This is a genomic window from Zunongwangia sp. HGR-M22 (genome assembly GCF_027594425.1).
GTDB lineage: Bacteria > Bacteroidota > Bacteroidia > Flavobacteriales > Flavobacteriaceae > Zunongwangia.
In genome coordinates, this window is sequence record NZ_CP115159.1 from 2,604,173 (window position 1) to 2,624,775 (window position 20,603).

Sequence of the window (20,603 nt, forward strand, 5' to 3'; positions counted from 1 at the left end):
AAAATGGAAATCCCTAAAAAGTCAAGTAAAATCTGATCAAACGAAAAGTAATGAAAAATCTATTTTACTTTAAACAAAATAAAATTCCAAAATACAAAACTAAATAGTATTTTTGTATTAAATTAATTTTCATGCGAATTGTTACTTATAAGAGAATTAAAGTATTTTCAGAAAAACACGCTGATTCTGAAACACCTTTAAATTTCTGGTATCACACAATTACAGCAAATGAATGGAACAACCTAAATGAATTAAAAAGAACTTTTAATAGTGTTGATTATGTAGGTAACCATAGATATGTCTTCAATATTAAAGGAAATGATTATAGGCTTGTTGCTATAATTTCGTTTAATGCACAGAAGCTTTACATTCGGTTCATCGGTACACATAAGGAATATGATAAAATAAAGGACATCAAAAATATTTGATATGATACAAACAGAAAAAGAATACCAAGCAATAGTTAATCGTATTGAAAAACTTTTAGAGAACCCAGATAACATAGAAAACACAGAATCTGCTGATTACATAGAATTGAATGTATTATCTGATTTAGTTGCCGATTATGAAGAGCTTAACTATCCTATATCTAAACCTAATCTCGCTGAAGTCATAAAATTACGTATGGCTGAAATGGGCTTAAACCAAAAACGACTATCAGAACTATTAGGAGTAAGTTCTTCTAGAATTAGTGAGTATTTAAATGGTAAGAGCGAACCACCCTTAAAAATTGCTAGAGAAATAAGCATTAAGATGGGAATTGATGCTTCTATTGTATTAGGGGTATAATGAAATAAAAATTTAGAGCTAAACTTCATTATCCTACTTATGTCTATTGCAAAAAGTAGCTCCTTTTAGAAAATTAATTAAAAATGAGTATAGTAAGAAAATCAATTTTTTAACCGCGCAGGAAAAGAAATGGATTAAGTTGCAGATAGATGAAGGTTTTCAAAGTGGCATTAGCTCAAAATCTGTAAAAGACATCATGAAGAGCGTAGAAGATAGATTAAGTCGGAATGGAAAGTTTTCTTTCCAAAAATCATATTGACATACCTACAACTTTCTTTTTGTATACTTTAATTTTTCCTAAATATGATTTTTAGTACTACACTTGTACTACATAAAAACTCTTACCCCTTTTAAAATAAAGATTCCAAGATATTGTATCGGGAAGTAAGCTGGCTAGTAAAATGAATAGTAATTATTATAAATAGAAAAAGTAGTTAGTTTTCAGCTTTTACTTACAATACTTCGAACATTTTATTATCAAGCCTAGCGTAGTGGGTCTTTAACCCAATTGAGACTTGCCTATTTTGATTCCCTGTTTTTTGAAGCCTGCAATCTTTTATTTCAATTAATTAAAACATTACAGACTGAAATTAGCGAATTATTCAATTCACAAACTGTATTTCTTGTTTAGTAACTTTTTGATTGCATTGAAATAACCTATAAAACTATACTTTTAAAGGCTAATTTCTTACATTTCATCTCAATATTTTAAATACTGATTTTATTTGGAGATAGCCAACTAAATAAAGTTTGAAGTAGAAGGATAATCTTATTACAACGCTTTTTAAATTATGAATTTTTAGCTTAAAACTACAATCAAAAATGAATAGATTTTTTTACCTAATATTTTTACTTTTAGTATTTGCCTGTTCTAATGATGATGAATTGGAAATAATCGACGAAGATCCCCCTATTCAAAATACGTCAGAAACTTTTGTCTATGACCTTACTTATAACATTGAAAATCTGGAATTGGAAGGTAATAGCAATATCGATAAAAATGATCGGCTTAAAGATATTTGGAGTTTTTACGAGAATCCTTTGTTTAACGAAATAGTATTAAAAAAAGATTCCATCTTGTTTTACGAGAATGGCGAATTGGAATATTCCTATAGATTCGAAATGAATAATAATCAATTATCTATAAGAAATAATAATCAGGATGTTTTTACTGGGAAAGTTATAGGTGAAAATGAAAGATTATTAATTTATAAGAAATACCTGTCCTATTTATTTTTTTTAGACAACGATAATTACACATTAACTAGTGGTAAAAGCAATAATCTGGGTTTTTATGAAGAAAAAGATATATACCCAAAAATTGTGAATTCACCTAAAGATTTAAAGGAAGAAGAAGAGTTTATTTTGTGGAGCAATATTTCTTATAATTTTGTTCCAAAAAAGTAGAAAATCTTTATCTAATTCACTTCCGTTTTTTTCATAAACATACACTTGAAAAGTCTGAAAAGAGGGTTCTGTTATTTTTCGAGATATAGCCTATTGTTTACCATATTTCTAAAAAGTTTTACTAAAATTGAGTTTGAGCAGATGGATTAAAAAATTTCGAGAAATAATCTATTTTTAATTGACATAAACATCATAAACTTCAGGGGATTCCGGATCGAACTCTCCAAATTGTAGCTTTAGCTTCTGAAAAATTTTTGTTTAGTAATTCTTTTAACTCTAAAAACTGTCCTGATTCGAAAATAAATATTTCGCCAAATTCTTTCTATAAGGTTATCCTTATGTTTCAATTCATCAAGCGTTAAACCTTTTCTAAACCTTATTCCAAAACCTTTTATTCTTTCTATATTAGTTAGGTTGAAGAAAAGGATACAAACCTAAAAAAGAACTCCTTTTTTCCGCAGAATTTAATAATAAGTACTTGGAGTTTCAGATGTGATTCTATAGAAAAAATTATAGATTATTAATTAATATTCTATCTAAAGCTTCTGAAAACATGACCAAGAAATAAATATAATGTTATGAAAGCTCTACAAATTACGAAATATGGAGATATCAAAGACAGCATTAAAATTGCTGAAGTAAAGAGACCGGAGATTTCAGGTTCTGAAATACTGATTGCAGTCAAAGCTGCTGCTACCAATCCAATCGATTATAAAATTGTCCAAGGTCACCTAAAAGATATGCTTCAACTTAATTTGCCTGCCTCTATAGGATACGATGTTAGCGGTGAGGTTGTTGAAGTGGGAAATGAAGTTAAAGATTTTAAAATAGGAGATGAAATTTTCGGTAGAGTTCCACAAGAATATATGGGAACCGTTGCCGAATTCGTTGCTGTAGAAAGCAAAGTAGTTGCTCACAAACCCGAAAATGTGACATTTGAAAAAACCGCTTCTCTTCCTTTAACCGGACTCACTGCTATACAGGCTTTTGAAAAAGTGAATATTAAAAAAGATGATCGAGTTTTAATACATGCCGGTTCTGGCGGAGTGGGCAGCTTTGCCATTCAATACGCAAAATCTAAAGGTGCCATCGTTTATACCACGACTAGCAACACCAACCTTGATTGGGTAAAAGCTTTAGGGGCAGACCGTGTAATCGATTATAAAAATGAAGATTACAAAGAGGTTGCCAATAACCTGGATATCGTTTTTGATACACTGGGTGATGACTATACTTTAGAAGCTTTCGAGATTATTAAAGAAGGCGGAAGAGTTACTTCTATAGTTGGTCCTCCGGATGCTGAATCTGCTAAGCAAATGGGAATTGAGAATTACGAGCTGCCCGAAAAACTAGCTAAGCTTATCGAAGAAAAATCAGCTAAATACAATCATACTTGGATGCAACCAAATGCCGATCAGCTAAAGGAGATTAAAGCAATGGTTGAAGATCGAACGATAAGACCTACAATTGATCTTGTTTATCCTTTTGAAGACGCCATAAAAGCATATGAATATTTGGCTAGCGGAAGAGCCAAGGGAAAAGTAATTGTAAGCCTTTCAGAAACTTTTGAGAATCAATAAATAAGTTTCATTATTAAATAAAAGAGTTGAATAGTTATTCAACTCTTTTATTGCTCATTTTAATAATCTTCAAACTTAGAAGACTTATAAATATTTAGTCATACGAATAAATAAAGGCTCTTTAATAAATGTAATATCTCTTCAATCTCTATTTCATCAGGAATAAACCAAACTTTTAAAACCTCTACATTTTGAAGCAACTCACCCCATTTGTTGTCTTTTTAATATATTTTTTAAGCGCCTATAATGCACAAACCAAAAATTCTCGACTTAACAATAACTAAAATGAATGAGGCTTCTTGATTGGCAGTAAATAAATTACTAGTACAAAATTCGGGAATTTTGAATGTCACGACAAGGAGAAATAACTTATAAGACTGTTTTACTTCGTATTCTGAAAATCGTTTAATCCAAAAAAAATTGAAAATAATCAAAACTAAAAAAGGAATAATTTCGATAAAATTATTCAGCAATTTTATTTTTAATCAGCTTGATGCTTGCGCTAATTTTTCAGTTTGATTTCTTCTTTCTTTCTCTCTGTTTAACAGATTAAGCTCTCTACTTGTTTGCCCTTTTACAGAGCTATTTTCTTCGGCTCTTCTTAAAAGATAGGGAACCACATCCTTTACTGGGCCAAAAGGCACTAATTTGGCTGTATTGTATTTTCGACTTGCTAGATTATAACTAATTTGATCACTCATACCGTATAGTTGACTAAACCATACACGCTGATCGTCTTTAGCAATACCTTTATCTTCCATAATCTGTAAAGCCAAATAGTTACTAATTTCGTTATGTGTTCCTATAAAGACTGAAATATCTTCTAAATTATCAAGACAATAGCCCATAACACTATTAAAATTAACATCTGTGGCTTCCTTCGATTCACATATTGGAGAGACTTTGCCCCTTTTACGAGCGCGTTTATTTTCTTTTTCCATGTATGCACCTCTAACGATCTTAGCTCCAATTTTAAAACCTTCCTTTTTTGCTTTATTATGCAGTCCTTTTAAATATTCTAAACGATCCCAACGATAGCATTGTAATGTGTTAAATATTAAGGCTTCCTCCCGGTTATATTTCATCATCATTTCTTCCATTAAAAGATCAGCCGCCTCTTGCATCCAAGACTCCTCTGCATCGGCATAAAGCCTTACATTAAGTTCATTAGCTTTTTCGCATAAACCTTCTACGCGACCTTTTACTCGTTCCCACTCCTCTTTCTCTTTATCGTTTAAGCTTACATGAGAACTCACTTTATGCCAGATTTTAAAACGTCCAAGAGCAGTCGGTTTGAATATTGCAAAAGGAATTTCACTTTCCTCTTTGGCAAACTCGATAAGTTCAAGCTTTACATGATAAGCAGAGTCAAATTCTTCTTCAGATTTTTTACCTTCAACAGAATAGTCCAAAATACTAGACAAATTCACCTCCTCCATTTCACGAATAATGGGTTTACAATCATCAATGCTTACTCCACCACAAAACTGATCAAAAATTGTGTTCTTAATTAAAGGTTTGATTGGCAATTTCGCTTTCAGTGAAAATTTGGTAAGCGCAATTCCTGGTTTCATTAGCGCCGGAATTCCCATCGCATTGAAAAGCAAAATTGCTCTATTCAGTTCCATATCCGATTTTAGCCTAAAAGCTGTCTCAGTATCGTTAAAAATCTTCTCTTTTATCATATCATAAAAATACTATAGGATTCAATAAAAAGAATCACGATTAATAAACCTTAACGCACAGATCTAAAAATTTAAGTAATATTATCCAAAAAATGAGTTTTTGTGGCATAATTATTTAACATCTAAAAGGATTATTTAGAAAAGCATTAAGGTATATAGTTCTGAATTTCTCCATTACTTTTAAAAACTGAATATTTCCACATAAAAAATCTAAGAAGGTTTATTTTGAAATAGATAAAATTCGTTCTTATCTCTCCTATATTCTGTCTAAAAATAGCATATGACCACTCATCATATTTTTAAAAGATAAATTCAAGTGTTTCAATAGTTTTACATGAAGTTGATTAATATAACAGTCCTAAAAAAAAACGAACACAAACCCAAGAGTAATCCAAAATATTTATGCTCTTCTTATCAATTGTCGAAATATACGATCATAATCCTGAGCACCTCAAGACTTATATTTCGCAATTCAGATTGTTTACGCATGGATACCTTTTTCAAAAAATTATGTATCAGACTATAATTAGATATTAACTGCTAGTTATAAATTTTTTCAGAAGATTAGTGTTAAGTGCTGTTATTAAGGTGTTCCCAATATCGTCATCTGACATATCAGCAATAGAATTAAAATCTATGCAATTTTAGGTCATTCTTCAGCTAGGTTTCTGTTGTCGTATAATTCTTTAACGTGTCATATTTCAAAACACCTTTCATTTTAGTGGAGTGATAATCCAACAATTGGGTTAAGGTGTAATGTTTTTTATCAATGCCCAGATATCTTGATTTTACTGCACTGGCGGTAATTACCTGATCTTCCTTTTGCAGGCTGTCATAAGCTTTATATAAAAGTGCCTTGGTATCGTCTATCTTTTTATTGAGTTGTTGGCTTTCCATACTGCTGCCATTTAGCTTGCAGGCTGACTGGTTCCAACGGCTTATTTCCAAGCTACGTTTTAAGCTCATTTCAATATAAATGCCGTTAACTGATATTCGGGCATAAAGGAGGGCTTCTTCCGGCTTGTTTTTTTTTTTGCGGATGAAAAAAGAAATCATAAATGTTTGAGTGGTACGCATCGTTTTGTTTTTTAAATGAAACTATAATTAAGGGTTGAAAGCCAAAACGATCAATATGTACTAAGGGTCATGGGGGCTAATCAAGATACAAAAATAAGCTCACGATTAACTCACGAAAAAGACCAAAACTCACGAATAACTCACATTATAGCTGGTGAAGTTTGGTAGAATTTAATGTATTAAAAAAGGATAACTAAATGAAAACCATATAATTACCCTTAATTAACCAAAATTTGGTAGATTAAAAAGTCGGGGTGGCAGGATTCGAACCTGCGGCCTCCTGCTCCCAAAGCAGGCGCGATAACCGGGCTACGCTACACCCCGAGTTGCAATGATTACTCGATTGCGGCTGCAAATATACTAATTCTTTTTGCTCTGCAATGGAAATATGAGATTTTTTCCGAATAAGTTTATTTTATAGATTTTAATACCTTAAATTACAACTAATCTATAGAACATAATCCATGAAAAAATCACTGTTAACCATAGGAATAGCTACAATGTTATTTGCGTGTGCCGAGGATGCAAAAAATAAAGATAAGGCAGAAAACGAAAATATAACCGATGCCCCTCAGCAGGAACAATCAAAAGTTCCAGATCCAATACCGGCTGAAACTAACGAAAATTACACTACCGAGATGGTTGTTGATGGCATTCAAATTCCTTGGGGAATGGATTTTCTACCAGATGGCAGTATGCTCATCTCCGATAAATCTGGCGAAATGATTCATTTTAAAGATGGGAAAAAACAAAAACTTTCCAATGTTCCTGAAGTGTATATTAGAGGGCAAGGCGGACTTCTAGATATAGCAGTTCATCCAGATTATAAAAATAATGGATGGATCTATTTTACTTATGCTTCTCCAGAAGGAGAAGGTGAAGGAGGAAATACAGCAATGGGCCGCGCCAAAATTGAAGGCACTAAACTTTCAGATGTTGAAGTTTTATATAAAGCGGCACCAAATACAACCAGAGGACAGCATTTTGGATCTAGAATAACTTTCGATAAAGACGGCTATCTTTATTTTTCAGCAGGAGAACGTGGTGCACGTGATGTAAATCCGCAAGACATCACTCGAGATAATGGCAAGGTATACCGGCTGAATGACGACGGAAGCATTCCTAAAGACAATCCATTTGTCGGAAAAGAAAATGCTAAAGAAGCCATTTATTCTTATGGACATCGTAATCCACAGGGAATGATATTAAATCCAGAGACTGGAGAAATTTGGGTGCATGAACATGGGCCACAAGGTGGCGACGAAATCAATATTGTAAAAGCAGGAGCAAATTACGGTTGGCCAATTGTAACATATGGAGAAAACTATGATGGTACACCTATTACAGAAGAACGTAGTAAACCAGAATTTGAAGATCCAATCTTCTACTGGTTGCCGTCTATCGCTCCAAGCGGATTTGAATATGTAACTTCAGAAAAATACCCAGAGTTGAAAGGTAATCTGCTAGCTGGATCACTTAAATTTCAGTATTTAGAACTATTGGTTTTAGACGGAAAGAAAATTACTAAACGTGAAAAATTAGTTGAAAATGTAGGAAGACTAAGAGATGTGGTTGAAGCTCCCGATGGAATTATTTATCTTGGCGTCGAAGGAAAAGGTATTTTGAAATTAATTAAGAAAACAGAATAAAATAACACAAACAAGAAAGAATGAAAAAGTTATTGAGTATTGCTATTATTCTGGGTGCCATGGCCTGCAAATCAGATAAAAAGCAGGATGCTAAAGAAGAAGAGGAATCTTATACTATCCCGGCAGATAATGCTTCCGCAAAAAAAACACCGTTAGACGAAAGTATTGCGAGAGGGAAAAAAGTATATTCACAACTTTGCGTCACCTGCCATCTCCCTACCGGTAAAGGAATTCCGGGAACTTATCCTCCACTTGATGGTTCTAACTGGTTAACAGAAAAACGTACTGAAAGTATTCGTGGTGTAAAATATGGTATGCAGGGACCAATCACCGTTAATGGGAAAGAATATGATAATGTAATGACGCCAATGGGCTTAAATAATCAAGAAGTTGCAGATGCACTTAACTATGCAATGAACTCCTGGAGCAACAATATCAACGATATGGTAACCGAAGAAGAAGTTGCCGCCGTAGAAAAAACAGAATAACATTTATTTTTTGGGGCAAATAATTAAATTTGCCCCAAATTTTGATAGATGCTTATAATTGGAATTGCCGGAGGTACTGGTAGCGGAAAGACTACCGTTGTAAATCAAATAATCGACGAATTAAAAAACGAAGAAGTAGATGTAATATCTCAGGATTCCTATTACATGGATACCAGCCATCTTAGCTTCGAAGAACGTAAAAAGATTAACTTCGACCATCCAAAATCTATAGATTTCGATCTATTGGTTTCTCACCTTAAAGAGCTTAAATCCGGTAATAATGTAATGCAGCCGGTATATTCTTTCAAAGAGCATAACAGAACAGGAGAGTTTATAGAAGTTCACCCTCGTAAAGTAGTGATCGTAGAAGGTATTCTTATCCTTGCCCATGCTGATATTCGAGATATGTTTGATATTAAAATCTATGTACATGCAGATAGTGACGAGCGTTTAATTAGACGTCTTAAACGCGATATTGCAGATCGTGGGCGTGATTTAGAAGAAGTGCTTTGGCGTTACCAAACAACGCTTAAACCAATGCATAACCAGTTTATAGAACCCACCAAAGAATTTGCAGATCTTATAATTCCAACCAATCGTTACAATACAGTAGCTGTTGATATTGTGCAAACAATTATCAAAGATCGCTTATCTTAATTTTGTATATTTAAATCGATGAAATTAAAAGAACTTCGTAATAAAAAATGGTTTAAAATACTTAGCAATAAGTATATCCTTTTAGGACTTATTTTCGCCATTTGGATGTTCTTTTTAGATAGTAATTCCTGGTTTGTTCATCACGAATTAGATCAGGAAATTAACGAGCTTAGAGAAAACAAGGAGTATTATCAAAAAGAAATTTCACGGGATAAAGCTATAATTGGCACATTGGGAGATTCGATAGAATTAGAAAAATTTGCCCGCCAAAAATATTACATGAAACGCCCAAACGAAGACATTTATATTATCGAGTACGATACTATAGATTAATATTGAGCATTTTCCACTTGTTTTCTAAAAACCACATCTCTTATGGAGCAATCATTATTTCAGGATTTTGATGAAGTTTCTGCAAAGCAATGGAAACAAAAAATTCAGTTTGAGCTACAAGGTTCAGATTATCAAAGCCTAGTTTATCATTCTCTAGATGGCATCGATGTTAAACCATTTTACCATCAGGATGATAAGATTAAAGGTTTACAAATAAATTCAACCCAAGACTGGTCTATTTGTGATCAGATCTACGTAGTTTCCGAAGAAAAAAGCAATCACCGCGCACATCAATTATTAAAAAGAGGTGCAGAAAGTTTATGGTTTATAATCGCTTCGGAAGAAATCAATTTTGAAAAATTATTTAAAAATTTCAATTTTGAATGTATTCCTGTTTACTTGAAATTCAACTTTCTTTCACCAGATTATCTACAACGTTTAAGTGAATTCTTCAAAGAAAAAAAAGCTAAAATTTATCTTCAGATAGATATTATTGGGAATTTGGCGCGATCGGGAAACTGGTTTCACAACCTGAAAACAGATCATGAGATTTTAAATAAAATACTTCAGAATTCATCGAATTTCGAGTCAGTTATTTCCGTAGACACTACACTTTATCAAAACGCAGGGGCAACAATTCCGCAGCAATTAGCTTATGCGCTGGCACATGCAAACGAATATCTGAATCATATTAACGAGGTGAATTTTATTTCCGCAGAAATAAAGAAAAAAATTAAACTTCAATTTTTAGTCTCAAGTGGTCCAAATTACTTTTTCGAGATTGCTAAGATTAGAACGTTACGATGGCTTTTTGCAAGTTTGGCTGAGTCTTATGGTTTCTATAAAGAAATTTTTATTCTCGCACAGCCTACAAAACGTAACAAAACATTATACGATTATAACGTAAACTTACTACGTACAAATACCGAAAGTATGAGTGCGATTCTTGGCGGCGCAGATGCTATTTTTAATTTGCCTTACGATGCATTTTATCATAAAAACAACGAATTTGGGAATAGAATTGCGCGAAATCAGCTTTTAATAATGAAGCACGAAGCGCACTTAAATAAAGTAAAAAATGCTGCGGAAGGCGCCTATTATATAGAGAATCTAACCGAACAATTTGCTGAAAAAGCATTGGCTATTTTTAAGGATATTGAAAATGGAGGAGGATTTTTAAAACAACTGAAGGAAAGTATTATTCAGAAAAAAATAAAGGAATCTGCCGAAAAAGAACAGGCGAAATTCGATGCTGGGGAACTTATTTTAATTGGAACCAACAAATATCAAAATGCGGCAGATAAAATGCAGGATGAGATTCAGTTGTATCCTTTTTTAAAGAAAAATCCTAGAAAAACATTAATCGAACCGATTTTAGAGCGGCGATTAAGTGAAAAATTGGAAGAGCAACGATTAGCGACCGAAAAAACTGTAAACGCATAATTATGGGAAGAAAAGACCTTAAAAATTTACAGTTGATCGATAAAAATATAAGTTCAAAATCTACAATTTCGAGATATAAAACTCCGGAAGAAATCAATATAAAATCTTCGTATTCTAAAGAAGATATTAAAAATTTTGAGCATCTAAATTTTGTGGCCGGCACAGCTCCATTTTTACGCGGGCCATATAGCACTATGTACCTTCAACGACCCTGGACAATTAGGCAATATGCAGGATTTTCTACCGCAGAAGAAAGCAATGCCTTTTACCGTAGAAATTTAGCTGCCGGGCAAAAAGGCCTTTCGGTAGCTTTCGATCTGGCCACTCACCGCGGTTACGATAGTGATCACGAGCGTGTGATTGGCGATGTGGGAAAAGCCGGCGTAGCGATCGATTCAGTTGAAGATATGAAAATTCTTTTCGATCAAATTCCGCTAGATAAAATGTCGGTTTCCATGACGATGAACGGCGCTGTATTACCAATTTTAGCTTTTTACATTGTTGCTGCAGAAGAGCAAGGCGTAAAACCAGCGCAACTTTCAGGAACGATTCAAAATGATATTTTAAAGGAGTTTATGGTGAGAAACACCTACATCTACCCTCCTACTCCGTCGATGAAGATTATCGCAGATATATTTGAGTACACTTCGCAACACATGCCTAAATTCAATAGTATAAGTATTTCAGGCTATCACATGCAGGAAGCTGGTGCGACCAGTGATATCGAATTGGCGTATACGCTTGCTGACGGACTTGAATATATTCGAAAAGGCTTAGAAGCCGGGATGGATATCGATAGTTTTGCACCTCGGCTTTCTTTCTTTTGGGCAATTGGGATGAATCATTTTATGGAGATTGCCAAAATGCGTGCAGCCCGTATGCTTTGGGCAAAATTGGTAAAACAATTCAACCCAAAAAATCCAAAAAGTTTATCACTAAGAACACATTCGCAAACCAGCGGTTGGAGTTTAACCGAGCAAGATCCTTTTAATAATGTTGCGCGGACTTCCATAGAAGCGGCCGCGGCGGCTTTTGGAGGTACGCAAAGTTTACACACCAATGCTTTAGATGAAGCGATTGCTTTACCTACAGATTTTTCAGCAAGAATTGCCAGAAACACACAGTTGCATTTACAGCAGGAAACATCGATCACTAAAACGGTAGATCCATGGGCGGGAAGTTATTATGTTGAAAGTTTAACGAACGATATTGCTGAAAAAGCATGGAAGCTTATTGAAGAAGTTGAAGATCTTGGCGGAATGACCAAGGCTATCGAAGCTGGCATCCCGAAAATGAGAATTGAAGAAGCTGCAGCAAGAAAACAAGCCCGAATTGATAATGAGACCGACGTAATCGTTGGTACTAACAAGTATCGTTTAAAGAAGGAAGATCCAATAACAACGCTTGAAGTTGATAATCAAACTGTACAAAAACAGCAAATAGCACGCTTAGAACATCTTAAAGCTAACCGAAACCCAACTGAAGTCAAAAATACGCTTAATAAGCTTACAAAAGCAGCTAAATCTGGAAAAGAAAATTTGTTGGCTTTAGCCATTAATGCTGCAAGAAAAAGAGCAACGTTGGGAGAAATAAGCGATGCGTTAGAAGTAGCTTTTGGACGATATAAAGCTAAAATTCAATCTTTTGGTGGCGTTTATTCTAAAGAAATGAAAGACAACAAAACTTTTTTAAAAGCCAGAAAACTTGCTGATCAATTTGCCGAGCAGGATGGTCGCCGACCACGAATTATGATCGCAAAAATGGGACAAGATGGGCACGATCGTGGCGCAAAAGTAGTGGCTACCGCTTATGCAGATGTAGGTTTTGATGTAGATATTGGTCCGCTTTTTCAAACCCCTAAAGAGGCTGCAAAACAAGCGGTTGAAAATGATGTACATATTCTAGGAGTTTCTTCTTTAGCCGCAGGACATAAAACTTTGGTGCCGCAAGTTTTAGAAGAACTCAAAAAATTAGGCAGAGAAGATATTATGGTTATTGTTGGCGGTGTGATTCCATCACAGGATTATCAATACTTATTTGATGCTGGTGCCGTGGCTGTTTTTGGCCCCGGAACTAAAATTAGTGATGCCGCAGTACAATTATTAAATATTCTGATTGATGATAATTAGCCTAATTAATTTTTAGTTAAAGATTTATATTTCAGTAAATTATTATCTGATATTCGCCAAAGATTTTAAGCTGGTAATTAGGCTGATTTATGAAAACATTTTCCTGTTCTGCGTGCGATAATCTCGTTTTTTTTGAAAACGATACCTGCGAATTTTGTGGCAATAATTTGGGCTATTGGTCTGCTGAAGAAACTATGCTTTCGGTAGAACAAGAGTTTACCTACAACGGCAAAAAGCTTCGATACTGTAGAAATCACAAATTTGAAGCCTGCAATTGGCTAATTGATGATTCGGCAGAAGATTCTTTATGCGAATCTTGCCAGCTTAACGATGTTATACCTAATCTCGATAATCCAAAAAGATTATTGGAATGGCAAAAAGTAGAGTTTGCAAAACACCGCTTAATCTACAGCTTAAAAAGATTAGGACTACCTTTCTCTTTCGATCTTGATAATGGTGAAAAATTACAACTTCAGTTTAAAATTTTAGCACCCGATATAGAAGCTAAAAATGGCAGAAAATTGCTTACAGGACATCTAAGCGGACTTATAACTTTAAACGTAGACGAAGCAAATGATGCAAAGCGTGAAGCTATGCGCATGCAAATGGGTGAAAAAATGCGTACACTTTTAGGACATTTTAGACACGAAATTGGGCATTTCTACTGGGAAGCGATTGTTCTTAATGATCCTAAAATACTTACTGAATTTCGTGAAATTTTTGGTGATGATCAAAAAGATTATGGCGAAGCTCTGGACACCTATTACGCCAATGGCCCTAAAACTAACTGGAAGCAATTTCATATCACCAAATATGCCTCTGCCCATGCGTGGGAAGATTGGGCTGAAACCTGGGCTCATTATCTTCATATTATGGATACCTTAGAAACTGCCTATTATTATGGCCTTGAGATCCAAAACCCAGTAGTTTCGAGTACTCCAGAGATGAGCATTCGGCTTGATCCTTACTCACAAAAGGATTTTGATAAAATTATCGACTATTATATCTCTCTTACGCTAGCCTTAAATTCCTTAAATCGCGGAATGGGACTTTCAGATATATATCCGTTTATTTTGAGCAAAAACGTCATTAAAAAATTAAAGTTTATCCACAACCTTATTAGAAATTTTAAGGCTTAGATAAACTTTTAAATTTTAAACCATTCAGCAATTAAAAATCTTTCTTAAAAGTATCTATTCTGAAGTTACCAAATAATACGCTTGCACCACTATCACTTCGCAATGGACTACTTATAAAGAAATGCTTAAATTTTTGCCCTCTAAAAAGATCTGTATCGGCAATTTTTGTGTCATCTAAATATATCTTTACTCTATCGCCATCTACAGCAATAGCAACATGCATTTTTTGGTTGGCATAAACTCCCAAATCAAAGCCACCGGTCCTATATAAATCGCGTACTTTGCTAGAAACTACAAAATCTTTGCTATTCATATATTCAAGCCCGGCGTGCCAAATATTGCTATTAGAAATCCATCTAGATAAACTATTATCTTTGGCAAACCCAAAGAATAATGAGGAAAGATCGTTTACTTTATCGGCTGCAATAATTAAATCGAACTCTACTGTAAAGCGATCTGGATAAGCTATATTTTGTTTTAATTTATAACTGGTACGCTCGCTCATATTTAGCCATTTCCCTGGGAATCTGCTTATTTTTACGATGGAACCAGATCCTGTAGATTTCCATTGATCTGGCATCGAGCCGTTAGCCATACGATCAAAATTGGTTGCATAAACCAAAGAATCTCCGGCTATAAACGCACCATTATCTTCTATTTGGATTCGATTAGAATTCGAAGAATCAGTCTTTCTTTCATCTTTAGAATTCTTATTCAATTGTTTATCTACCGCTTTTTCGGCTTCATCTTCAATTTTATTTTTTATTTTGTCGAAAATTTGTGCTTCAGAAGATGGTGCACTCAACAACATTAAAGCAGTAGCTAATAAAAAGTGATAGACAGATTTCATATAAATTAGATTAGGTCTTTTAGATTTACAAATTTAATGGCTATGCGATCGTATTATAAGATTTAGATGCTTTTTTTAGTAATAACCTAAGTTGGTTTAGTATTTAGATGAGCTGCTTTAGAATTTGCTGAAATATTCCAGTAAATCTCCCCTTTTTGCGACAGAAACAGGTATTTCTTCTTCGGAAGTAAGCACAAGCATATTTGTTTTCTTTTGAAATCTACTAATAAAATCTGTATTGATTAAATGCGATTGATGCACTCTAATAAAACCTGAAATCGATAATTGATCTTCAATTTTCTTTAAAGATTGCGATACTAAAATGGAATCTCCAGACGAGCAATAAATAGTTGTATAGTTGTTGTGCGCTTGTGCACGAATAATATTAGCAATATCGACCACAAAAATATCTTCCTGCGTTTTCAAAACAATTTTACGCTTTTGTGGCTCATGCTGATTGTGCAATAAGGTTTCTAATTTTAGCTTATAAGATTCTTCCTGCCAACTCTCTAAAACCTTATTTATACTCGAGATTAATTGGCTAGGTGTGAATGGCTTCAAAATAAAATCTAAGGCACTGAACTGAAAAGCTGCTACCGCATATTTAGCAAACGCAGTAATAAAAACTACTTTAAATTGGTGCGTGTTTTTATTATAAATCTCTTTTAGAAAATCTATAGAATTACCGTCGGGTAAATTTACATCGAGTAATAAAATTTTAGGTTTAACTTCTTCAAATTTTTCAGCAGCAAATTTTAAGTTTTCAGCCTTTAAAGTCTCCAATTCTGGAAAATTATCGTTCAAAATTTTCTCCATCATCAATGCAGAGGCGACTTCATCTTCAACTATAAGTGTTTTCATTTAGTAAATTTTAAGCAAGTCGATAAGGCATTTCTATAATAATTCGTGTTCCACGATTCTCATTACTTTTTTCAACTTCTTCTATTTGTAGCTTTATTTTTCGAGAATGTGTTTTATTATATTCCTCTACTCGTTCATTTAAAATGGCACTTCCCATAGAAGTATGCAAACGTTGCGAATTTATTTTTTTTGATTGCTGAATACCTTTTCCATTATCTTTAATTTCAGCAATAACTTTTTTGCTTGCTAAGTCTTCTTCAAAGCTTATATAAATTTCTCCGTTTTCATGATCTTTTATGCCATGCAACACTGCATTCTCTACAAAAGGCTGGAGTAACATCACCGGGATCTGTAATTCAGAACTGTCGGTTTCAATATTTAGTTTTATAAAATATTTGAATGTTTTTGAAGCTGCACTTTGTTGTAAATACAAATACTTTTTCAGCATTTCTACTTCCTCAGACAATGCAATAAATTCACTACTGGAAGTTTCTAATACCAATCGAATTAATCGACTAAAATTAGCTAAATATTCCATCGAATTTTCCTTTTCATTATTGAAAATATAGAATTGAATTTGTTGCAAAGCGTTAAATAAAAAGTGTGGATTCAACTGCACCTGCAATAGTTGCTGCTTTAATTTTGATTTTGCCAACTTCTGCTTAACCTTTTGGTTTTTTAAGTACAAGAGAATAATAACAAGTAATAAAACCAACAAAATAACCCCGCCAATTATTAACTGCTGAAATTCACGCTTTTTGTGTGTGTTTTCAGTTTCTAAGAGCGCAATTTTCTTTTCATTTTTTTCGGTTTCGTAAGCCGTTTGTATTTTTGCTATTTTTTCTCGGTAACGATTGGCCGCAATACTATCTTTTACGGCGTTGTATTGCTGAGAAAACTCTAGAGATTCTTTATAATTTCCAGCTTCTTTATAAGCGTTCATCATATTTAGAAGCAAACGTTCTTTTTCTTGAAGAGAAGCACTTGGCAAAGCTTTTTTGTAGGCAGTAATCCCTTCGTCTATTTGGCCTAATTGCACCAGGGCGTATCCATAATTATTATAGGAAATTACAGAATTTTGCATTTGTAATTCTTCTCTAATTTCTAAACTTTCTTTAGCATTAGATCGAGCTAGATCCCAGCTTTTTTGCTCTATATAATAGTTGCTTAAATTATTTAAAACCACTGCCTGAATATCCTTTCGATTCAGTTTCTTAGCTAATTTTAAACTTTTTTGATAGGTGGATAAAGCTTCAGCATTATTAGTTTCTACATAAAGGCCGGCTAAATTGATATACACTTTTAGAGCGAAAATATTTTCTGAAGTAATTTGATTTAGCGCTTTTTTAAAGTAAACTTCCGCCTTTTCAAAGTTTTTAAGCTTAGAGTGAACTACGCCTATCCCGGTGTATATTTCCTGTAAATTTTGTTGATTACGGTTATTAGTAAATTTTTCAGCATTAATATAATTCTTCAGCGCAAGATCAAATTTCGATCTTACTAATTCAGATTTTGCTAAACCAATATAGGCGGCTGCTAATAGTGCGCTATCTTTAGTTGAATTTATTTCTAATTCGTAGAATTTAGCTGCTTTTTCAAACTGACCAATACGTAATAAGCTATCGGCCTGGTTAATTTTTTTTGATTGCGCCTGAAGTTGAGAAAAGCAAAAAAATAAACTTATAATTGATAGTAAAAAAGATGAATTTAACGAATTCTGAAATTTTAAAATCATTGATTGAATTATGAATGATTACAAAATTATCATTTTTAATTGCAGTAATCATTCTTTTAATAAAATACTCAACATAAATTTTTATCCTTATATTTAATTTAAATCGAATTTTATGGATTATACTAAAAAAATGTTGCGCGATGATGCTTTAAACGGCAAAACTATCGTAGTCACCGGTGGAGGCAGCGGGCTTGGCAAATCGATGACTAAATACTTCTTAGAGCTAGGCGCTAAGGTTGCTATTTCATCTAGAAATTTAGAGAAATTGCAAACCACCGCCCAAGAGCTGGAAAAAGAAACAGGAGGCATTTGTTTACCGGTGCAATGCGATGTAAGAAATTATGAAGAAGTTGAGCATATGCTAAACCTGGTGCTTGATGAATTTGGAGAAGTGGATATATTACTAAACAATGCTGCAGGTAATTTTATTTCTCCTACAGAGCGGCTTTCTGCCAATGCGTTTGATACCATAATCGATATTGTATTAAAAGGAAGTAAAAATTGTACACTGGCTTTTGGAAAACATTGGATCGATAAAAAAACTGAAAACAAAACCATCCTTAACATTGTAACCACTTATGCCTGGACAGGTTCGGCTTACGTAGTCCCGAGCGCCACAGCAAAAGCTGGTGTTTTGGCGATGACACGCTCTTTGGCCGTGGAATGGGCTAAATACGGAATTCGATGTAACGCAATAGCTCCCGGACCATTTCCTACGAAAGGTGCCTGGGATAGACTTTTACCAGGTGATTTAAAAGACAAATTCGATCTTGCGAAAAAAGTGCCCCTAAAACGTGTGGGTGATCACCAGGAATTAGCAAATCTTGCTGCTTATTTAGTTTCAGATTTTGCCGCTTATGTAAATGGAGAAGTTATCACCATCGATGGTGGTGAATGGTTAAAAGGTGCGGGGCAATTTAACCTTCTAGAAGCCATACCAGAGGAAATGTGGGATCAACTTGAAATGATGATTAAAAATAAAAAAAGAGGATGAGGAATTAGCAATTGTTAAAACTATTAATAAACCTGTTAACAAAATGATTTTATAAACCTATAATTAATTGTATTTTTACCTTCAAAAATCGATACACATTAATGGGTAAAATCATCGCTATTGCCAATCAAAAAGGTGGAGTAGGTAAAACAACAACTTCGGTTAATCTTGCTGCTTCTCTTGGTGTTTTAGAAAAAAAGGTATTATTAATAGATGCCGACCCTCAGGCAAATGCTACTTCGGGATTAGGTATAGACGTTGAAGAGGTTGAACTTGGCACGTACCAGCTATTGGAACATTCTATTGCTGCTGAAAAAACGATTATGGAAACGAGTTCTCCAAACCTGGATTTGATCCCCGCTCATATAGATCTGGTAGCAATTGAAATTGAGTTGGTAGATCAAGAGAGCAGAGAATCAATGCTTAAAAAGGTAATTACTCCGCTCAAAGAAAAATATGACTATATATTAATAGACTGCGCTCCTTCTCTTGGTCTTTTAACTTTAAATGCATTAACAGCATCAGATTCGGTTATCATTCCTATACAATGCGAATATTTTGCTTTAGAGGGCTTAGGTAAATTATTAAACACCATAAAAAGTGTTCAGAAAATTCACAACAATAAACTGGATATAGAAGGTTTATTACTAACAATGTATGATAGCCGTCTTAGATTATCCAATCAGGTGGTAGAAGAAGTACAAAAACATTTTAATGAAATGGTTTTTGAAACAATCATCCAACGAAATGTACGTTTAAGTGAAGCGCCTAGTTACGGTGAAAGCATAATAAATTACGATGCATCTAGTAAAGGGGCTACAAATTACTTAAGTTTGGCGCACGAAATTATCAAGAAAAATAGTTAGAGGATGGCGAAGGCTACAAAAAAACAAGCACTTGGTAGAGGTCTTTCTGCATTATTGAAAGATCCGCAAAATGATATACAATCAGCTGAAGATAAGAATGCCGATAAACTGGTAGGTAATATAGTAGAGTTGGAATTGTCTTCGATTGAAGTAAATCCATTTCAGCCACGAACCAGTTTTAACGAAGATGCCTTACGTGAACTGGGAAGTTCTATAAAAGAGCTTGGTGTAATCCAGCCAATTACGGTAAGAAAACTAGAATTTGATAAATACCAATTAGTTTCTGGTGAGCGTCGTTATCGCGCTTCAAAATTAATAGGCCTAGAAACTATCCCGGCTTACATTAGGATTGCAAACGACCAGGAAAGTCTAGAAATGGCTTTGGTGGAAAATATCCAAAGACAGGATTTAGATCCAATTGAAATTGCACTTTCTTATCAACGCCTAATCGATGAAATTAGTTTAACCCAAGAACAGCTAAGCGATCGTGTAGGTAAAAACCGATCGACCATAGCCAATTACTTAAGATTATTAAAATTAGATCCTATAATCCAAACGGGGATGCGTGATGGTTTTTTAGGTATGGGGCATGGTCGTGCTTTAATTAATTTAGATGATCACCAAAAACAACTGGATATTTACGAAAAAATTATTCAGAAGTCTTTATCTGTCAGAGATACTGAAAAATTGGTAAAAGAAGCCAAAAATGGTCCTCAAAGTAAAACTACGGCTAAAACCGCGGTACCGGTAGTCTATAAACGAAGTATCAAAGAATTTACAGAATATTTGGGCACGAAGGTAGATGTAAAAGTACAGAAAAACGGAAAAGGTAAACTTACTATTCCTTTCTCTTCGGAAGAAGAATTTAACCGAATCAAAAAACTAATTCAGAGTGAAGAGTAAGCAGCTATTTTTCATAAT

19 protein-coding genes and 1 tRNA gene are annotated in these 20,603 nt (G+C 33.9%); 14 read left to right on the plus strand and 6 right to left on the minus strand.

Going from position 1 to position 20,603, the window contains the following annotated elements; translation table 11 throughout:
* Nucleotides 1–131: 131 nt before the first annotated feature.
* The 4 genes from PBT91_RS11460 (at nt 132) to PBT91_RS11475 (ending at nt 3,776) form a co-directional block, all read left to right on the plus strand.
* Nucleotides 132–428: a type II toxin-antitoxin system HigB family toxin gene (locus PBT91_RS11460; protein WP_270058598.1), complete on the plus strand. Its 297-nt coding sequence runs from the start codon at nt 132–134 to the stop codon at nt 426–428.
* Between the two features lies 1 nt (nt 429).
* Nucleotides 430–789 (plus strand): helix-turn-helix domain-containing protein, encoded by a 360-nt coding sequence (locus tag PBT91_RS11465; protein WP_270058599.1) that lies wholly within the window; start codon nt 430–432, stop codon nt 787–789.
* A gap of 822 nt (nt 790–1,611) precedes the next feature.
* Nucleotides 1,612–2,196 carry a hypothetical protein gene (locus PBT91_RS11470; RefSeq protein ID WP_270058600.1) on the plus strand — a complete coding sequence of 195 codons (585 nt, stop codon included), beginning with the start codon at nt 1,612–1,614 and terminating at the stop codon, nt 2,194–2,196.
* Nucleotides 2,197–2,774: 578 nt separating this feature from the next.
* The gene (locus PBT91_RS11475; protein ID WP_270058601.1) at nt 2,775–3,776 is read left to right on the plus strand and encodes an NADP-dependent oxidoreductase; all 1,002 of its coding nucleotides are present in this window, start codon (nt 2,775–2,777) and stop codon (nt 3,774–3,776) included.
* Between the two features lie 485 nt (nt 3,777–4,261).
* Here PBT91_RS11475 and PBT91_RS11480 read toward each other — a convergent pair whose 3' ends face one another.
* The 3 genes from PBT91_RS11480 to PBT91_RS11490 all read right to left on the minus strand — a co-directional run bounded on the left by PBT91_RS11480 (nt 4,262) and on the right by PBT91_RS11490 (nt 6,862).
* The gene (locus tag PBT91_RS11480) at nt 4,262–5,461 is read right to left on the minus strand and encodes a proline dehydrogenase family protein (protein ID WP_270058602.1); all 1,200 of its coding nucleotides are present in this window, start codon (nt 5,459–5,461) and stop codon (nt 4,262–4,264) included.
* A 660-nt stretch (nt 5,462–6,121) separates the two neighbouring features.
* Nucleotides 6,122–6,538: an Arm DNA-binding domain-containing protein gene (locus PBT91_RS11485; protein WP_270058603.1), complete on the minus strand. Its 417-nt coding sequence runs from the start codon at nt 6,536–6,538 to the stop codon at nt 6,122–6,124.
* 249 nt (nt 6,539–6,787) lie between these two features.
* A tRNA-Pro gene (locus PBT91_RS11490) sits at nt 6,788–6,862 on the minus strand.
* Nucleotides 6,863–7,002: 140 nt separating this feature from the next.
* On the opposite strand from PBT91_RS11490, the gene PBT91_RS11495 reads away from it, so the two are divergent.
* From PBT91_RS11495 to PBT91_RS11525, 7 genes are all read left to right on the plus strand, one after another.
* Nucleotides 7,003–8,187 (plus strand): PQQ-dependent sugar dehydrogenase, encoded by a 1,185-nt coding sequence (locus PBT91_RS11495; RefSeq protein WP_270058604.1) that lies wholly within the window; start codon nt 7,003–7,005, stop codon nt 8,185–8,187.
* Nucleotides 8,188–8,207: 20 nt separating this feature from the next.
* Nucleotides 8,208–8,675 (plus strand): c-type cytochrome, encoded by a 468-nt coding sequence (locus tag PBT91_RS11500; RefSeq protein ID WP_270058605.1) that lies wholly within the window; start codon nt 8,208–8,210, stop codon nt 8,673–8,675.
* A gap of 48 nt (nt 8,676–8,723) precedes the next feature.
* On the plus strand, nt 8,724–9,332 hold the full coding sequence (gene udk, locus PBT91_RS11505) for a uridine kinase (protein ID WP_270058606.1): 609 nt from the start codon (nt 8,724–8,726) through the stop codon (nt 9,330–9,332).
* 18 nt (nt 9,333–9,350) lie between these two features.
* A complete protein-coding gene (locus PBT91_RS11510) occupies nt 9,351–9,665 on the plus strand; it encodes an FtsB family cell division protein (protein ID WP_270058607.1) in 315 nt (104 codons plus the stop codon).
* A gap of 42 nt (nt 9,666–9,707) precedes the next feature.
* Nucleotides 9,708–11,108, plus strand: coding sequence for a methylmalonyl-CoA mutase subunit beta (locus PBT91_RS11515; protein ID WP_270058608.1), 1,401 nt, complete (start codon nt 9,708–9,710; stop codon nt 11,106–11,108).
* Nucleotides 11,109–11,110: 2 nt separating this feature from the next.
* On the plus strand, nt 11,111–13,237 hold the full coding sequence (scpA, locus tag PBT91_RS11520) for a methylmalonyl-CoA mutase (RefSeq protein ID WP_270058609.1): 2,127 nt from the start codon (nt 11,111–11,113) through the stop codon (nt 13,235–13,237).
* A gap of 89 nt (nt 13,238–13,326) precedes the next feature.
* The gene (locus PBT91_RS11525) at nt 13,327–14,376 is read left to right on the plus strand and encodes a zinc-binding metallopeptidase family protein (RefSeq protein ID WP_270058610.1); all 1,050 of its coding nucleotides are present in this window, start codon (nt 13,327–13,329) and stop codon (nt 14,374–14,376) included.
* A gap of 31 nt (nt 14,377–14,407) precedes the next feature.
* Here the strand turns inward: PBT91_RS11525 and PBT91_RS11530 are convergent, their stop codons facing one another.
* The 3 genes from PBT91_RS11530 to PBT91_RS11540 all read right to left on the minus strand — a co-directional run bounded on the left by PBT91_RS11530 (nt 14,408) and on the right by PBT91_RS11540 (nt 17,822).
* Complete coding sequence (locus PBT91_RS11530; protein WP_270058611.1) at nt 14,408–15,226, minus strand: hypothetical protein; 819 nt, start codon at nt 15,224–15,226, stop codon at nt 14,408–14,410.
* 117 nt (nt 15,227–15,343) lie between these two features.
* Nucleotides 15,344–16,087: a LytR/AlgR family response regulator transcription factor gene (locus PBT91_RS11535; RefSeq protein ID WP_270058612.1), complete on the minus strand. Its 744-nt coding sequence runs from the start codon at nt 16,085–16,087 to the stop codon at nt 15,344–15,346.
* A gap of 10 nt (nt 16,088–16,097) precedes the next feature.
* Nucleotides 16,098–17,822: a tetratricopeptide repeat-containing sensor histidine kinase gene (locus tag PBT91_RS11540; protein WP_270058613.1), complete on the minus strand. Its 1,725-nt coding sequence runs from the start codon at nt 17,820–17,822 to the stop codon at nt 16,098–16,100.
* Between the two features lie 112 nt (nt 17,823–17,934).
* Here PBT91_RS11540 and PBT91_RS11545 point away from each other — a divergent pair, with 112 nt between their 5' ends.
* From PBT91_RS11545 to PBT91_RS11555, 3 genes are all read left to right on the plus strand, one after another.
* Entirely contained in the window at nt 17,935–18,816 is an 882-nt protein-coding gene (locus PBT91_RS11545) for an SDR family oxidoreductase (RefSeq protein ID WP_270058614.1), read from the plus strand.
* Between the two features lie 101 nt (nt 18,817–18,917).
* Entirely contained in the window at nt 18,918–19,682 is a 765-nt protein-coding gene (locus PBT91_RS11550) for a ParA family protein (RefSeq protein WP_270058615.1), read from the plus strand.
* Between the two features lie 3 nt (nt 19,683–19,685).
* Complete coding sequence (locus tag PBT91_RS11555; protein WP_270058616.1) at nt 19,686–20,585, plus strand: ParB/RepB/Spo0J family partition protein; 900 nt, start codon at nt 19,686–19,688, stop codon at nt 20,583–20,585.
* Nucleotides 20,586–20,603: the final 18 nt, after the last annotated feature.

Bases quoted from the DNA above. Each gene is read 5' to 3' on its own strand.
- PBT91_RS11460 (WP_270058598.1), top strand. From the start codon at position 132: ATGCGAATTGTTACTTATAAGAGAATTAAAGTATTTTCAGAAAAACAC.
- PBT91_RS11465 (WP_270058599.1), top strand. From the start codon at position 430: ATGATACAAACAGAAAAAGAATACCAAGCAATAGTTAATCGTATTGAA.
- PBT91_RS11470 (WP_270058600.1), top strand. From the start codon at position 1,612: ATGAATAGATTTTTTTACCTAATATTTTTACTTTTAGTATTTGCCTGT.
- PBT91_RS11475 (WP_270058601.1), top strand. From the start codon at position 2,775: ATGAAAGCTCTACAAATTACGAAATATGGAGATATCAAAGACAGCATT.
- PBT91_RS11480 (WP_270058602.1), bottom strand. From the start codon at position 5,461: ATGATAAAAGAGAAGATTTTTAACGATACTGAGACAGCTTTTAGGCTA.
- PBT91_RS11485 (WP_270058603.1), bottom strand. From the start codon at position 6,538: ATGCGTACCACTCAAACATTTATGATTTCTTTTTTCATCCGCAAAAAA.
- PBT91_RS11495 (WP_270058604.1), top strand. From the start codon at position 7,003: ATGAAAAAATCACTGTTAACCATAGGAATAGCTACAATGTTATTTGCG.
- PBT91_RS11500 (WP_270058605.1), top strand. From the start codon at position 8,208: ATGAAAAAGTTATTGAGTATTGCTATTATTCTGGGTGCCATGGCCTGC.
- udk (WP_270058606.1), top strand. From the start codon at position 8,724: ATGCTTATAATTGGAATTGCCGGAGGTACTGGTAGCGGAAAGACTACC.
- PBT91_RS11510 (WP_270058607.1), top strand. From the start codon at position 9,351: ATGAAATTAAAAGAACTTCGTAATAAAAAATGGTTTAAAATACTTAGC.
- PBT91_RS11515 (WP_270058608.1), top strand. From the start codon at position 9,708: ATGGAGCAATCATTATTTCAGGATTTTGATGAAGTTTCTGCAAAGCAA.
- scpA (WP_270058609.1), top strand. From the start codon at position 11,111: ATGGGAAGAAAAGACCTTAAAAATTTACAGTTGATCGATAAAAATATA.
- PBT91_RS11525 (WP_270058610.1), top strand. From the start codon at position 13,327: ATGAAAACATTTTCCTGTTCTGCGTGCGATAATCTCGTTTTTTTTGAA.
- PBT91_RS11530 (WP_270058611.1), bottom strand. From the start codon at position 15,226: ATGAAATCTGTCTATCACTTTTTATTAGCTACTGCTTTAATGTTGTTG.
- PBT91_RS11535 (WP_270058612.1), bottom strand. From the start codon at position 16,087: ATGAAAACACTTATAGTTGAAGATGAAGTCGCCTCTGCATTGATGATG.
- PBT91_RS11540 (WP_270058613.1), bottom strand. From the start codon at position 17,822: ATGATTTTAAAATTTCAGAATTCGTTAAATTCATCTTTTTTACTATCA.
- PBT91_RS11545 (WP_270058614.1), top strand. From the start codon at position 17,935: ATGGATTATACTAAAAAAATGTTGCGCGATGATGCTTTAAACGGCAAA.
- PBT91_RS11550 (WP_270058615.1), top strand. From the start codon at position 18,918: ATGGGTAAAATCATCGCTATTGCCAATCAAAAAGGTGGAGTAGGTAAA.
- PBT91_RS11555 (WP_270058616.1), top strand. From the start codon at position 19,686: ATGGCGAAGGCTACAAAAAAACAAGCACTTGGTAGAGGTCTTTCTGCA.